At 50.8% G+C, this 15,440-nt stretch carries 11 protein-coding genes; 3 read left to right on the top strand and 8 right to left on the bottom strand.

Annotated elements, in window-relative coordinates; translation table 11 throughout:
- Window positions 1-38 precede the first annotated feature (38 nt).
- From E3J62_03795 to E3J62_03770, 6 genes are all read right to left on the bottom strand, one after another.
- Entirely contained in the window at window positions 39-1,913 is a 1,875-nt protein-coding gene (locus tag E3J62_03795) for a carboxypeptidase regulatory-like domain-containing protein (GenBank protein ID TET46734.1), read from the bottom strand.
- A 670-nt stretch (window positions 1,914-2,583) separates the two neighbouring features.
- The gene (locus E3J62_03790; protein ID TET46733.1) at window positions 2,584-3,942 is read right to left on the bottom strand and encodes an FAD-binding protein; all 1,359 of its coding nucleotides are present in this window, start codon (window positions 3,940-3,942) and stop codon (window positions 2,584-2,586) included.
- Between the two features lie 54 nt (window positions 3,943-3,996).
- Complete coding sequence (gene coaD, locus E3J62_03785; protein TET46732.1) at window positions 3,997-4,479, bottom strand: pantetheine-phosphate adenylyltransferase; 483 nt, start codon at window positions 4,477-4,479, stop codon at window positions 3,997-3,999.
- Window positions 4,467-4,994, bottom strand: coding sequence for a 16S rRNA (guanine(966)-N(2))-methyltransferase RsmD (rsmD, locus tag E3J62_03780; GenBank protein ID TET46731.1), 528 nt, complete (start codon window positions 4,992-4,994; stop codon window positions 4,467-4,469). The genes coaD and rsmD overlap by 13 nt, the downstream gene beginning before the upstream one ends.
- An 86-nt stretch (window positions 4,995-5,080) precedes the next feature.
- Window positions 5,081-5,569, bottom strand: a complete 489-nt coding sequence (locus E3J62_03775) for a DUF456 domain-containing protein (protein TET46730.1) — start codon at window positions 5,567-5,569, stop codon at window positions 5,081-5,083.
- Window positions 5,566-6,450: a deoxyribonuclease IV gene (locus E3J62_03770; GenBank protein ID TET46729.1), complete on the bottom strand. Its 885-nt coding sequence runs from the start codon at window positions 6,448-6,450 to the stop codon at window positions 5,566-5,568. Before E3J62_03770 ends, E3J62_03775 begins: the two co-directional genes overlap by 4 nt.
- Window positions 6,451-7,281: 831 nt before the next feature.
- Between E3J62_03770 and E3J62_03765 the strand changes: the two genes are divergently transcribed.
- Genes E3J62_03765 through E3J62_03755 form a run of 3 tightly spaced genes read left to right on the top strand, consistent with a single transcriptional unit; the run spans window position 7,282 to window position 12,071 of the window.
- Complete coding sequence (locus E3J62_03765) at window positions 7,282-7,968, top strand: hypothetical protein (protein TET46728.1); 687 nt, start codon at window positions 7,282-7,284, stop codon at window positions 7,966-7,968.
- 1 nt (window position 7,969) lies between these two features.
- Window positions 7,970-10,627, top strand: a complete 2,658-nt coding sequence (locus E3J62_03760) for a prepilin-type N-terminal cleavage/methylation domain-containing protein (protein ID TET46727.1) — start codon at window positions 7,970-7,972, stop codon at window positions 10,625-10,627.
- 1 nt (window position 10,628) lies between these two features.
- Complete coding sequence (locus tag E3J62_03755; GenBank protein TET46726.1) at window positions 10,629-12,071, top strand: hypothetical protein; 1,443 nt, start codon at window positions 10,629-10,631, stop codon at window positions 12,069-12,071.
- An 84-nt stretch (window positions 12,072-12,155) separates the two neighbouring features.
- Here the strand turns inward: E3J62_03755 and E3J62_03750 are convergent, their stop codons facing one another.
- Both E3J62_03750 and E3J62_03745 read right to left on the bottom strand, forming a co-directional pair.
- A complete protein-coding gene (locus E3J62_03750) occupies window positions 12,156-12,422 on the bottom strand; it encodes a tetratricopeptide repeat protein (protein ID TET46741.1) in 267 nt (88 codons plus the stop codon).
- Between the two features lie 1,903 nt (window positions 12,423-14,325).
- Window positions 14,326-15,438 carry a DegT/DnrJ/EryC1/StrS family aminotransferase gene (locus E3J62_03745; protein TET46725.1) on the bottom strand — a complete coding sequence of 371 codons (1,113 nt, stop codon included), beginning with the start codon at window positions 15,436-15,438 and terminating at the stop codon, window positions 14,326-14,328.
- Window positions 15,439-15,440 lie beyond the last annotated feature (2 nt).

Below are 15,440 nucleotides of genomic sequence, written 5' to 3'. Positions count from 1 at the left end.
GTCCAGAAACGAACTGAGACTGTCCTGATCCTCCAATGTTAGCGTATTGGTGAGCCGAACAGACTCATGATGCTGATGGGAAAGACCCCTTCACTGGAAACATCCCAGAGTATGTAGTTCACCCCTATTGAATCGAGCGAAGATGTATAGTAGCTCTCATAGTTCTTTCCTTCATCATCGTCCATTATGAGCAGGCTGGCAGGTGTGAGCTTCACATCTACCGTGACAGTGGAGTCTTTCACCACATCAATTCCGACAACGGTCGTCTCCGGATACGGTATCGTCGGACTGATCTGAATATCATATGTACCCGTAACCAGACTGACCGAGAAGTCTCCTGATATGTCGGTGCTCGTTGAGTCCCACAGAGTGTCTGCTGGCGGGCCCATCCTGTGAAAATACAGCCAGGCATCGATTCCATTCCCGCTCAGGCTGTCTTTGACGCTCCCTGAAACGATGACCACGGGCAGGACGATGATAGATGCTCTCAGGGTATCATTCGAATGGTCTTCATCCAGAAGGAGTGAGGTGTATGCAACAAGTTCATAAACAGAATCAACCAAAGGAACCCAGAATCCAGGGAAGAGAGCCGTGTCACTTGAGGCGACCGTAAGGTCGACAGTAGTGGCAGCAGAGAAGTCACCGGCAACCTCAATTGGGACACCACTCTCTGACGAGAGTCCATAGTTGACAGCAGTGACGGCAACAGGCACAGAATCCCCGACTGGAATGAGCACCGCCTCATGTGGTGAGAGAAAGGCAAGAGGGCCTACATCATGCGCAGGTAGGGAATCAATCAGCCCCTCTATGCCCATCATCCCAAGATAACAACTAACCCAGGACTGGTCCATCGTATCCGTATGCATGGAATTGGCGGGAATACCTCCGTCCTCGTCCGTATCCTGAATGAGCAGGGTATCAGTCAGCATCCTGTGATAGTCAGCGTACCTGGAGTCAGTCAGAGCCCTCCCTATTGAATTGAAGGCGTTGGCATACCAGATGTTCCAGGAGTTGTTCCAGTCATTCCATGAGGAGGCTTCTTCATATACCTGTAGAGATTCCGCAAAATCTGTCAGCCAGGCAGACCAGCCGGGCGGATCATCTACGACCACAGAATTGACAACGCCCCACATCGCCGTCCCTGAAGACATGGCCCAGACTTCATCAGAAAGGCGTTTCGCAGAGTTGGAATCGACCCAGTCTGCAACCCTGGCTCCCAGGACAAGCGCTGTATCCACATAGTCCTGTCTTCCTCCAGAGAGACCATATTCATACAGGGTCCCTGCTCCCCAACCAGCAACAAGGGGATGGAGCCTCCCGTAGAAATTGAAGTCATCGAAGGGCAAGGAGTCCTTTCTGGTGACGATGTAGTCTGCGCAGGAGTCCGCATATATCACCCTGGAGGTATCGCCGTAAACCTCCTCATATATCTGGTACGCGACCAGCGCCCACCCGCAGTTGTGTATCCTGTAATATGGCGACTGGGTACCCTCCTCATTGTACGCGGGATAGCGAGAAACATAGGTCCAGGCAGCATCTGTGTTCGGTCTGTATGTAGTCGTATCGCCCGTGAGCTGAGCGTATCTACACCATATCCAGATCGACTCCTGGGTGTTGTCGGTTTCTATGATATTCTGCACTTCGGGGTGTTCCCCTTCCCTCATCCCTCCGTAGTCCGGGGAGGCAGAGTCAGAGACCTGCCAGACAGAGAGAAACCTGGCTATCTCGGCGAGCTGGTATGGATAGGAATAGCTGAGAGAAGGGCCCTCAGGTGTCTCGTGAACCTCATAAGGGAAGAACCTTTGGGCTTGAAACCTCTCGAAATCGTGTTCATCCCAATACGGGGTGGAAAACACTTGAATGGCAAAAAAGACCGAACTTACAGCGAACAGCAAAATCACACGCAAATTCATCTGACCCCCCCTATCTTGTTGTCACCTGATTGTAGAGACCCATGAAATCCGTGTCAACATAGAACGGTGCACCTCAAACTGCGATAAACACGAAAATCGTCGGAGATCCTGAGAGTGGTCGAAGGGAAAACGAAATAGGTCCACGCCATCGGAGAGGGCGTGAGGTATGTTTCGTCGTGTTTACTCTTTCTTGATGAGACCGAGTGAGAACGAAGGTCGAATTCTAGAAAGAGTTAATCCTGAGCAGCCGCAGGCTGTCGAAGGGAGCGACGTCCGAAGGACGGAGTCGAAGGATCTGCTTGTGGAGCGTCTTTCCGCTAATACGCCTTCGCGCAAACCAAAAAGCAGACTCTTCGTTTCACTCAGAGTGACAACCCTTCTGTCATTCTGCCTGCCCCGTTTCTCGTGAAGCAAGATGCGCGATCTTCGATCTTAGATCTACGATCTGAGATTGTGAGGCCTGTCCCCACTCCCCTCTTCATCGCCACTCCCCGTTCAATCCCTCCTCCCACACACCCATCCTCGGCTCAATATGGTTCAACATTGAAGAATGCGAGCGCCCGAAGAGCGCTCGCAATGACATAGAGGGGCAGTACTCTGCGGTCTGCAGTTCAGAGTTCACTTTGTCCCCTTGCAATTGCTACTTTGTACTCTGTACGCCGTACTTTGTTTAAAGTCCTTTAGCCGGGTTCATTATATCTAAAGGGTCAAAAACGCTCTTCAGTTTTCTCCTCAATCGGAGTTCTTTTGGGCCAATCTGCAGGCGTATCGCCTTTCTTCTTGCCATCCCCACCCCATGCTCACCCGATATTGTCCCCCCCAACTCCACAGTCTTCTCAAACAGCTCTGTGAGCGCCCGCTCAGCAGCCCTCCTCTCCCCATCCCTCGAGCCGTCGAACATGATATTCGTGTGTATGTTCCCGTCGCCGGCATGGCCAAAATTGAATATTCTAAGAGAATATCTCTTTGATAGCAGGGAGACAAACGAAAGATATTCTGGTAACCTTGACCTGGGCACACAAACATCCGGATTTATCTTGTGCGGTGCTATGTTTGCAAGTGCCGGGGAGATCCCCCTCCTGATTGACCAGATCTCCTCTCTCTCTCTTTCGCTCCGGGCGAACCTTACCATGTGAGCACCCCGGTTCCTGCATCTATCCACTATCAACTTGCTCAGTTCTTCAACTTCAACTTGCCACCCGTCAACCTCTATTATGAGGACGTTTGACCTCCTGAGATCTTTTTCTGTCTCGCTTTTTCCGAAGACACATTCCACAGTTGGTTTGTCAATAAACTCGGCAGTGGAGGGGATAATTCCTTCTTCGATTATCACATCAAGCGCCTCTGCAGCCTTTCTCATGCTCTTGAAACAAGCCAGTATCGTCTTAGTCGTCTCTGGAGCGTTTATGAGGCGGAGCTTCGCTCGGACAATCACTCCTAGAATCCCTTCAGCACCCACAAAAAGAGGGGTCAGATCAAAACCACACCCTTTCTTCGCTGTAGAGATCAAACCATACGCAGGGGTTACCACTTCCAGATCGATGACATAGTCTCTGGTAGTCCCGTACTTGATGGCTCTGGGCCCGCCAGCATTTGTGCCTATGTTCCCGCCAATCATGGAAAAAGAAAGCGATGCTGGATCGGGTGGATAAAAAAGCTCAATCCCTGCAGCTTCATCCTGAAGCTTCTTGGTCACAACTCCAGGCTGGACCATTGCGGTCAAAGCATCTCTGTCCATCTTCTCAGTGCGGTGCATTTTTTCAAAGCTCAAAACCACGCCGCCCTTCACTGCCACAGCTCCTCCTGAAAAACCAGAGCCGGCACCCCGGGGAATGAGCGGAATCGTTTCTTCTACTGCGAGTGCTACTGTCTTGACTACTTCCTCTACATCGAGGGGAAAGGCGACACAATCTGGAAGGTATTCCACGTTTGTGGCATCAAAAGAGTAACAGAGTCTCTCCTCGACCGCAAACAGAACCCGGCCTCCGAATATCTCTTTCAGCCTCTTTCTTGCGGAATTATTCACCATTGCCGTTGACAATAATCATAAGATGCAGTCTCGAGACCTCGGAAGGAAGGCAGACTACTTTTTCCCCTGTTTTGCCTTAAGCCTCTCGGCAACAACTTCGGGGACAAACTGAGAAACATCGCCACCAAGACCTGCAATCTCTTTCACCACGCTGGAACTGAGGTAGACATGCTCCTCAGCAGGCACCAGGAATATCCTCTCCACCGATGGGAGCAGCTTTCTGCTCATCAAGGCCATCTGAAATTCATACTCGAAGTCTGAAACCGCCCTCAAACCCCGGACCACAGCCACAGCACCTTTTGAATCTGCGTAGTTCACAAGTAGTCCCTCGAAGGTGTCCACCTCAACGTTTTTCTTGTCCTTCAACACTTCGTGCATCATCTCCAGTCTTTCATCAACCGTGAAGAGAGGTATCTTCTGAGCTTGAGAGCCAACCGCAACTATCACCTTCTCAAACAGCTTTAGACATCTATCCACGACATCAATGTGGCCGTTGGTTATCGGATCGAACGTGCCCGGGTATATTACCTTCGACATGGTTCCCTCCTGTAAATGGATATCCACGTGTCACCAAACTTGAGGACCCTTGTCAAAGTCAGCTCACCATAGGTCTGCTCAAGCAAATCCGTTTTCCTGTGTTCTGCCACTACAATGCCATCCTCGGCAACCACGCCGCTCAATGCCAGGGCCTCCATCGCCCTGTGAGCCAGGCTTTCTGAATAGGGCGGATCCATGAAGACCATACCAAATTTCGCCCGCCTTGTGGAGAATTCTTTGAGAACACCCAGGACATCGGCCTCCATTACGGTCGTTCTGTCCCGGATATCCAGGTCTTCAATGTTTCCCTTCAGTATCGCCACTACCTGCGGAGAGTTTTCCACAAAGGTCACGTGGCTGGCTCCTCTTGAGATGGCCTCAATACCCAGGCTACCAGCCCCGGCAAAAAGATCAAGAACACAGCAGTCTTCTGCATCTCTTTCCACAATAGAGAAGAGCGATTCCCTGACCCGATCAGAGGTGGGACGCACCATGCCTCCTCTGGGGGTTTTCATAAGCCTTGACTTCAGGGTTCCTGCAATGACTCTGATTGGCAACACCACCCCGTGCGGAAGACGATGACAGTACCCGCCATCCGGATTCACAGAACTAGTGCGAGAATGAAGATCGCTATCATTACAAAACAAATGAGGAACTTGACAATGACTCCCACCAACACCCCCAGCAAAGACCCTGCGCTAGCCTTCAGTGCGGGAACTCCCTTTCGCTTGGCTATGGCTTCTCCTATCCCCACACCAACAAGAGGTCCGACTATGAGACCCCAGGGAAGGAAGAAAAGACCCACAATCAGACCGAGGACCCCAAAACCGACCCCAAGTTTTGTAGCTCCCAGCTTCTTTGCCCCAAAGACCCAAGCACTGTAATCGAGAAGCACACCGATGGCAGCCAGGACAGAAAGCAGGAGAATAATCTTCCAGCCTACTACAGCAAAGTGTGTGTACGCTGCGTAGATGAACGCACCGGCCAGCACCAGTGGAGGACCCGGAATCATAGGCACTATCGCCCCAATGACGCCAATGAACATCACAAGAAACGAAACAACCAGAACAGATATCTCAACCCATCTCATTCTGAAAGCCTCTTGACCACCCTCAGGTTTGCCAGGTCGTCTTCGTCGCTTGTCCGTGGAGTCTCCATGATGGCAGGAAGGCCTGACAATTTCGGGTGATTTATCAACATTCTCATGCCATCCATTCCAATGAACCCCTTTCCAATATGCCAGTGTCTGTCGACCCTTGAACCAAGAGGAGTCTTGGAATCGTTCAGATGAATCAGCTTCAGCTTCTGGAAACCGATCTCCCTTCCAAACCCGTCCAAGGCCTCCTCGAGCCCCTCTTTTGATGACCAGTCATAGCCTGCCTCAAAAGCGTGTGCAGTATCGAGACATACCCCCACCCTATCTTTCTGTTCAATACTGTCAATGACCCTTGCCACCTGCGCAAATGTGTGGCCTATTTCGCTACCCATGCCGGCAGTCGTCTCAAGCAAGAGACACACATGGTTGTCTACCTCGGATAGAGCGCCATTCACGCCAGAGGCAACTCTCTTGAAGGTGTGTTTTTCAGTGGAGCCGAGTCGATGGCCAACGTGCATTACTACGTATTGGGCACCAATTAGCGGCGCTCTTCTCAACTCCTCCTCCAAGCTTTCTAATGACTTCTTGAAGAGACCTCTGCTGGGTGCCGCAAGGTTAGCCAGGTAGGGCATGTGAAGAAAGACCGGACCTATGCCTGAATCAGGGAGACCGGCCCTCAGTGCCTCTGCCTCCTCGCCATCAAGGCTGCGGTACTTCCACCCGCGTGGATTTCGTGAAAATAGCTGTATGGTCTGGCACTGCTTGGCCCCAGCCCTCTTCAGAACCTTCGAAAACCCACCACTGATAGAGATGTGAAACCCGAATCTCAACTTCTTCCCAACCTTGATACCCAAGTATATTGTCCCCAAAAACACATGTCAACACCTTAAACTCAGACCGGTCTGACTACCCCCCCCTGAAATCAAATTGCAGATTGCAGAGTGCAAATATCAAATTGAAAAGCCGCAAGGGTGGAAATAACGAAATTCACATCCGCCCTTCCCCGAGCCTTAGAAATTGCGAAATTCCGCCTGTCCCGAGAGAAATCGAAGGGAGTTTATCGAGTGACGACGAAGTAATCTCACAGTGATATATTCCTCACTGGATTGCTTCGTCGCTGACGCTTCTCGCAATGACATCTCCTTCTTTTCGACTGCCCCGTTTTGCGCTGGCATTCCCAAGAGTGCTAGAGGTTACGGCTGACCAATAATGCGCAGAACAAAACAAACCTGTCATTGCGAGCCCGACGCGAAGTCCAACGGAGCCACGGAGGGTGAAGTGGGGTAGCTAAGAAGAGCGAAGGCGGGCGAAGCAATCTCAATGGGAGCAAACCCGTCCTCCTTGACCAATAGCTGTAAGCTATAAGCTCAAGATGCCAGGGGTCCTTCTTACAGCTAAGTAGTGGTTCTGTCATACTCAAGTGTCGCCTGTCAGCGCTTTACCAGCCCTGGTCGCTTCCGTGCCTGCCTGTTTCCGGATGTTGTTACGCTTCGCCACGGCCCGATGTGAGAGACTACCACAATTGGCCCAATCGTGGCCCCGGGCCATGAAGATATGACCTCTCAACGGCATTAAGCGGCACACTTCTTGCACTCTAGACAGGCTGAATGGGCTCGGGCTAAATTACCGAAGCCTGAAGACTTTCTGGCAAGTAGGTGATTGGAGCCGGAAGTCCTTAAGCGATAAAACGTTAAAGAGGACGGTGTATGCAATCACAGGCAGGACGAGGCCATCGAGAATACGACTTTGAGTCAAGGGGTGATACCTTTCATGCCTGTAGTGTTACAAAACGTTCCAGATATGTAACGATTCAGAGCCTAAGTGGAGGTGAAGTGCAGATGGTCAAGACTCTCAAGAACAATAAGGGCATCTCAATGATTGAGGTTTTAGTAGCTTCCGCGATCTTCGCGGTGGGCTTACTAAACATGGGTCAGGTGTTCGTCATGGGAGGTGCCGCAATTTTCAACGCCAGGGTGCAGACTGAAGCTACAATACTCGCCCAGGAGATGATGGAAGAAGTACAGTCCAAAGCATTTGATGAGGCTATAGTCGGTGATGACAATCCTTTCAGGACAAGACTTCCGTACCAGTTTACAGACTACAAGAATCCAGGAGATACCTTGAACGGGTTTCCCCTTGATGCCGACGAGGTTGCAGGAGACAAGAGCACGTTTGATGATATGGATGACTACTCCAACTTCGTAGAGGACCCCGTTCCCTTTGAGCCCGATTTCAAAAGAACGGTGAAAGTGGTTTATGCCGATAGTGACAGTTTGGAGGGTCCCGCATCACTGGTTAGAACTGAGTACAAGAAGATCATTGTGAGAGTGGAATCCAAGAGATTTGAATACAAGGCCACCTTCTCATCAGTGGCCTATTACAGGGGCATCTGAAATGAATATAAAACTGAAAGTGAAAGACCGGGGCTTCTCGCTGGTAGAGCTCCTCGTGGTTATGATAGTCGGAAGCATAATCATGGCAGCAATCTATTCAATCGTCTTCGGGTCAAAAGAAGCTCTCATGCGCGGAGAGAGCGAGGCGCGAACCTCCTACAGGGCTAGAAGAACCATGAGAAGGCTTGTGGAGGATTTCAGGTTAGCCGGCTATGGTCTGGCAGCAGGAGAACTCGGCATAATTACCGCCAAAGAAAACGAGCTGGTCATGGTCGCAGACCTGGACAAGAATGGCATGACTGAAACCATAAGGTACTATTTGAGCCATTCCTCAGAACTGGGCAACACACCTAATCCAAATGACCGTATTCTCTACAAGTCGATAGGTGGAGAGAACCCAGGGCTGCCTCTAGCCGTTGGCATTACATCGTTTGTGCTGGGATTCTATGATTCAGACAGGGTGGATCTACTCGACCCAATTTCCAGCCCAAAACAGGTCGATCCCTTAAAGGATCTTAACGGTAATAAGAAAAACGACCTGATAGACATAAGGCTAATCACTGTACGTGTCGTTTTCGAACGGGCCGCACCAGACAAGCACGGAGGATACAGGCCATATGCCGTCTCTTCGAGCATGAGCCCCAGAAATCTGAGACTTCTGGCGTTTGGAGGTGGTGGAACCGTCGGAGACACAATAATCACCCTCGCTGCCGACCCCGATATTATCAGGGCAGATGGCTCATCAATCTCAAACCTCACAGCCACGGTGACAACCCACGGCGCTGCAGTAGCAGGCGATTCTGTCTATTGTTTCATCGTTTCCGGAGGAGGAAGCATTTCACCTGAACAGATGATCGACAATGGGGATGGCACCTACTCCTCCACCTACTACTCTTCGACAACCCCGGGAGATGTGCTCATAATGGCCGTTGACTCTACGGCCATCCTAGCCGCCACTGAGACTATCTTGCTGACAGGAGAGCCGGATTCCATCTCAGTAGAAGCTGATCCAGATACGATTATCGCTGACGGCAACTCGATATCTATTTTGACAGCCATAGTCTTTGACTCATTGGGGAATCAGATACCAGGAGAAACCGTCAGCATCGAAATCACCTCGAACAACACAGGCGCAACAATGGAAGGGGGCGTCGAGGACAAAGGAAACGGCAAATACACCCGGAAATACAAGGCATCTTTGTCCGCCGGGACCGATACAGTGACTGCTACTTGTGAGGCGTTGTCAGCTATTACACCCATGAGCACCATTGTCGGGCCCACTGACCTACAAATATGGGCTGAGCCAGACACAATTATTGCTGACACTACGTACACCTCGGTCATTACCGCCCTTGTGCTTTCAGGTGAGGGTGATTCTCTCCCTGGTGAACCGGTAACCATAGACTTTGATGAAAACATGCCTGGAGCCACCTGGGCCACTGGCGTGGAAGACAGCGGAAACGGACTCTACTACAGAACGATGAGAGCCAGCAATACTCAAGGCGATGTTCTGATTAAGGCAACCGACGGGCCGGTTGACGATACTACTCGTGTGCTCCTAAGGGGACTTCTGGGGGGGCAAATAGAAGTAGGAGAGATAGTCAAAGTCACAATTGGGGATTTCGGAGAGGACAACAATGACGATCCGGACATATTTGTTAGCCATAAGTCCGATACTGTAGATCTTTCGGTATTTCTTAACATGGGAAATGATGGCTTCGGGCATCTGTACTCAATGGAAGAAATTATTTTCGACGCCGAAGGAGAGGTTATTGGCATGGCGCTTGGTAACTTCGACTCCCTGAAGACCGACGTTTGTTTGATTCTGAGAAAGGCCAAGAGGATTGAGCTGGCCATGAACGATTTGAACGGTGACTTTGCAGACTCATCTTTCGCATATGCATTGCGCAGGAGCGGCAGGTCAGGCGCTGCGGGAGACATAGACGGAGATGGAGACATAGATGTATTGGCCGGCACTGACGAAAAGAAAACGGAAGTGTGGTTGAACGACGGCAATGCGAACCTCACCTTCCACGTCAAAGTCACACACTTCGAAAAACCGAACGCCCTGTGCCTGGCAGACTTCGGGGAGGATACACTTGGCGATCTGGACATTGCAGCCGGCACAGAAGCCAAGGACCTGGAGATTCTGTTTAACGATGGAGGAGGAGATTTTCACACAGATGGTGTGTACCGCGCTTCTGACAGGGTCAGAGCTCTGGACACAGGTGATTTGAATGGTGATGGTTACATAGACGTGGTATGTGGAACCAGTGCAGGCAAGATGGAGGTCTGGCTCAATAATGGGGCCGGGACATTCCCATCCTCCCCAGACTACGTCTATTCTCTCTCCGAAAGCGTCCTGTCAATTGCAATAGGTGACGTTCAGGAAGATACTCTAGGTGATCTGGATGTGGCAGCAGGGACAGAGGATGGAGTCTTGACCGTCTGGTACAACCAAGGAACAGGCGCTCTGACGGAGTCTGATACAAGCTACTCCCATACAGGCAAGCTTACAGGCCTGGATATAGGCGACCTCGTGGAAGACGAATACGGGGACAATGATATCGTTGCGGGCACTGATGTAGGAGGGGGTGTAGGCATAGTACACATCTGGCTCAACAATGGAGATGGAACATTCACCAGGAGGGAGAACTAAAATGTTTAAGCATAGATTCAAACCCAGAATCAGGGATCAGTCTGGTATGGCCCTGCCAATCGCGATTGTCAGCATACTGGTCATCTGCCTGTTCGGACTTGCTTATGTATCGATTTCCAGAAATGAGACAAGATCGGCAACTGATGACAGGTTGGCCACGAACGCATTCTATGTTGCAGAGGCAGGGGCAAACAGGGCGATCAAGGAGCTTTGGGGGAACAAAGGCTGGGACGGAGTGACAGACGCTGAATATGCTGGAGGCACATATACTGTCGTCGTGGACAGCCCGGTAGGCGTAGACGTCACTTTTGTCTCATACGGGACTTATGCCGGCAATAGTGGAGCTGTAGAGGTGACCCTGAGGTTCGATATCATTCCTGCATTTGTTCACTCTTACTTTGCGAACACAAACTTGCACATAGACAATCATGGTGTGCCAGGCATGAGAATATACGCGGACGCATGGTCAAATGGGAATCTCGACCTGGATGCAGGAACCCGACTGATCGGTAGTGCGACATGCCTGGGCTATATGTTAATAGGAGACAAGTATTTCCAGTGCAACGACTCATCCGTGGTGTACGGAGACCTCAAGTGTGCCTCTTTGAAGATAGAGTCATGGGGGTTCGTATTCGGCAGAGGTTCAATTCCGGAGTGGAACCTGGGTCCTGCCAATGGAGATGTAACTCTTATGGATACGTACGAGAGACACTATGAGAGCGGAGAGTGGACTGGAACATACGACCTCGTCAACAGTGTGGGGAGCATGTGGATAGACGGGTATGTGGAGGGAGAGGTGAAGACGTTGCCTGGGGGCACTCCGCCGGGTGATTCAACCATTGTCGCACTGGAGATGCCTTACCCTATCTGGGAGATGCTGGAGCAGATAGCGGATGACCCATCAGATGGCCTCCACTTCGCCTCAGATGCGGAATTGAAAACATACATGTCCTCCAACTTTCGTATCGAATGGGATAGTGTAGCCTCAGAGAGTGTTCGTGTGTATGAGTTAAACAAACGAGTAATCCAGGTGGACGGCCCAGTCACATTTACCAGTCGGCCGGACAGAATAGAAATGAATGCGTGTCTGGTGTGTGAGGGTCTACTGGTCCAGATGAGGTACTACCACCAGCAACCGGATTCTCTGCCCCTCATAGTCTCTGATGGCATGGTCGAATTCGACGACCAGGGAATCTCCTCTCCCATACCTGCAGACATGTACGGCCTGGTGTACTCCACTGGCGAATGTCACTTCCACAGAAGACTGGAGGCAGACAGGGTATACTTGAGAGGCGCGGAAATCGCTGACGTTGTTCACAACTGCCTCTATTATACCACGGAATACTGGCTGGAAGTACAAGGCTGCAGCTGGATATTCGGATCGGAAGATGCGGAGCCAAGAATTATATCGTGGAGGCAAAGGAAACAGAAGAAGCCAAGCTAAACTGAACTTGGCCGTGTTGGGCTATCGATCGGCCGAACCCTCAGCAAAAAAATTGGCGGCTCGAAAGAGCCGCCTTTTCATTCGCTATCCTTCTATTGCTTTTAGCCTCGCCCTTGCCTTTTGTAGGTAATTCTTGGCGCCCGAATGATTGGGATTTGCTTTGAGAACCTGTTGAAACTTGCTAATAGCCTGCTTGTACTTGCCGCTCAAGTAGAGAGAAACTCCTGCCTTATAGGTCGCCTCTATCTCCTCTTTGGAAGGCTGCTTTACAGTAGGCTTGGGTTTAGGTTTTGGCCTGGGTTTTGGTTTAGGCTTAGGTTTAGGCCTGGGTTTGGGTTTCTTTGCAACCAGTCTTGCCCTGAGGCTGGCAATAGAGGTCTTGGCCTCCTTATTCAGAGGATCCAGGCTCAGAACCTCGTTCCACTTGCTTACCGCCATCCCGAGCCTGCCCTGCCCCTCGAATGTCAGTGCGCTGGAGCGGAGAGATGCTATCAGTTCTGCGACCTTCCGCCTTGCAGTGTTCAAATAGTCCTTTGCCTTCTTGTTGCCTGGATTAAGCTCCTGAACTCTGCTCCATTCTGAAATGGCCCGGCGATAATTGCCGGCGAGGTAGTAGTTGTACCCATCATTCAGCCGCCTCTTGATTTCTCGAACGACTGCTGGTGGAATCTTCGGGCTCAAAGCTATGTTAAGGGCTGTGGTCTTGCCGGACAAGACCCTCTCTGTCACCTGCTTCCACTTGTATCCTTCTGCCACAACTCTCACCACATATGTGCCAGGTTCAATATGAATCGCATAGATACCTGCACCACGCTCAGTCTTTATGCTTGGCTTACCAGTTCCTACCAGGCTTATTCGTGCTACCAGTGGGGCACCAGTTGCTGCATCCGTCACACTGCCCGCCAGGATTCCCGCACTGGGCGCCATGCGTATGAACGAATTGTCAGCTGAAATACCCATGGCCAGCCTGGCATGGTGATCAACACTCCAGACTGCCGCAGGCGTTGTTAGCTGCTCTACATGGGTCATGGCGACATGCACGCTGAAAATGGGATGTTCATAGCTCAATCCAACATTCACGTCCCTCCCATCGAATTCACCCAGCGCGTAAAGGTTGGATACGACCTGCACTTTCCCACCCATGAAGAGGCCAACAGCATCCAGGTGCTGATTCGCTGTATCTCTGCCGCCTCCAAAGAACATATCGGAATTAAAGGCCTGGCTTCTCGGTCCATAACCAACGAATCTCCCTCTTCCAATTCCGAGAGTGTACTCACCAAGACGACCCAGAGTCTTGGTGGCAACAAGGTAGGCTGAGAATCTCTCAGGATTCCGCCTGGATACTGTCAGGTAGTCCACATCGTCTGAGAATCCAGTCGTGTCCCCACTGCCCAGCGAGCTGATCCACTGGTTTGCGGTTATATCCTGAATGCCCAGCCCGAGAGCAGGGATTGCCCCGTTCTCGTCAGTGATTTTAAATGCGATGCTGGCCGCGTAATCCTTCGAGGTAAGCATGTAGGCTGAAAGCTCTGCCCGGTTCATTATCCCGTAGGAAAGGCTGAAATCCGCATCCATGCTATGCAGGGAGTCCTGCCCGAAAGTGAAGAACCAATTCGAACTGGCCCTTGCGACATTGGCTGGCATTGTCTTCGCGGTTGGTATGTCAATAAGACCGCTCGTTCTGTTCCATTCCGCAAAGGCAGAGGATCCGAACAGGATGATGACAAAGAAGATTGATAAGCAGTATCTCACTTTGTCTCCTGTACTAGTAGAACACAGAGTGGACAGCCTCGAATCTATTTCTCTTTCGTATGTTATCATGTCTATCTCCGCAGGTCAAGAAACAAAAGACGAAAATAGAAAACGAAATAGGCCCACGCCATCGGAGAGGGCGTGAGGCATATGCTATATGTGATGGTGTAAAGAGTTATCACCCCCCCTTTGGTCTAAGCAATAAGTACGGTTCACGTGAGTCGATAGATTATCCATCAGCACAAGAATGAAGTTACCGACTCCTTCCTTCGAACTCTGGTGTAATTCCTCCTCGTAGTGAGATTAGCAAAGTCCGTGCCGCAGTTCATCTGCCCTTTGAATCTGAGCAACTAACACACCAAAACGCGGTATATGAGTGTATTCAACCACTCTGACATATCTTCCATATCTCTGGTGGGTGTTCAAAAGGATGACACACACTGAACCACAAGTGGGTCGCCTTGGTGACAGCAGGGTTGATTTGGTTCCTGAGGTAAATACTCTACGAGAGGAACTCAGCTATGGTCTTCGAGGTCAACTTGACCTGTTCTTCCTTTAGCTGAGGGTACATCGGCAATGAGAGGACTCTTCTTGAGAGAGCTTCGGAAACAGGAAAATCTCCCTTCTTGTATCCAAGGTATCGGAAAGCATCACAAAAGTGGATGGGAATCGGGAAGTGGATTCCGGTACCTATCCCCTGTTCGTTCAGATGCTCTCTAACCTCGTCACGCCTGTCCGTCTGGACCACATAAAGATGATAGACGTGGGTCTTTTCTTTTTCTGAATTCGGTAATACGACCGGGGTGTCCGCAAGGCCTTTCGAATATACTTCCGCCAGCTCAATTCTCCTTCTGTTGAACTCATCCAACCTCTTCAGCTTGACGTTCAGAACAGCTCCCTGAAACGCACTCATCCTGAAATTACCCCCAATCTCAGTGTGCAGGTGCTTCTTCTCCTGGCCGTGGTCCCTCAGCATCTCAACCTTCGCAGCAAGCTCATCACTGTTGGTGACAACCGCGCCACCCTCACCGTAACAGCCAAGATTCTTGCTCGGATAAAAGCTAAAGCATCCCAGATCTCCAATGGTTCCCACCTTCATCGTCTTCCCATAAACAACGCACTCAGCCCCATGAGCCTGTGCCGCATCCTCAATCACAGGAATACCAAACTCGCTCGCAATCCCCATAATCTCTTCCATATCAGCAGGAAGTCCATAAAGGTGAACAGGCATCAATGCTTTTGTCTTGCTATTAATCGCTGACTTGAGCCTCTTTGGATCCATGTTGTACGTTTCGGGAAGCGCATCTACCAGCCTGGGAGTCGCCCCCGTCATAGCTATCGCCTCGCACGTGGCCACAAATGTGTTGGCAGTGGTTATCACTTCGTCACCGTGACCTATGTTCAGGGCGCGGACAGCAAGATAGAGAGCACTTGTGCCTGAATTGACGGTCACCACTCGTGCGGCCCCGAGATACTCCGCAAATTCCTTTTCGAACTCTTTCACTTTCTCTCCGAGCACGAAATACCCACTATCGAGGACGTCGTGGATTTCTTTGTCAATATCCTGTCTCAGGCTCTCATATTCGGCCTTCAGATTCAGAAATGGCACCTGCATTT

The sequence above is a fragment of the candidate division TA06 bacterium genome, from assembly GCA_004376575.1.
Lineage (GTDB): Bacteria > Hydrothermota > DG-26 > E44-bin18 > E44-bin18 > E44-bin18.
The sequence above is the reverse complement of the archived record's forward strand: the minus strand, read 5'-3'. Positions and strand labels throughout refer to the sequence as shown.

Coding starts and splice junctions, on each gene's coding strand:
- E3J62_03775 (TET46730.1), bottom strand. CDS start 5,569: ATGAGATGGGTTGAGATATCTGTTCTGGTTGTTTCGTTTCTTGTGATG.
- coaD (TET46732.1), bottom strand. CDS start 4,479: ATGTCGAAGGTAATATACCCGGGCACGTTCGATCCGATAACCAACGGC.
- E3J62_03755 (TET46726.1), top strand. CDS start 10,629: ATGTTTAAGCATAGATTCAAACCCAGAATCAGGGATCAGTCTGGTATG.
- E3J62_03745 (TET46725.1), bottom strand. CDS start 15,438: ATGCAGGTGCCATTTCTGAATCTGAAGGCCGAATATGAGAGCCTGAGA.
- E3J62_03765 (TET46728.1), top strand. CDS start 7,282: ATGCAATCACAGGCAGGACGAGGCCATCGAGAATACGACTTTGAGTCA.
- E3J62_03760 (TET46727.1), top strand. CDS start 7,970: ATGAATATAAAACTGAAAGTGAAAGACCGGGGCTTCTCGCTGGTAGAG.
- E3J62_03795 (TET46734.1), bottom strand. CDS start 1,913: ATGAATTTGCGTGTGATTTTGCTGTTCGCTGTAAGTTCGGTCTTTTTT.
- rsmD (TET46731.1), bottom strand. CDS start 4,994: ATGAAAACCCCCAGAGGAGGCATGGTGCGTCCCACCTCTGATCGGGTC.
- E3J62_03790 (TET46733.1), bottom strand. CDS start 3,942: ATGGTGAATAATTCCGCAAGAAAGAGGCTGAAAGAGATATTCGGAGGC.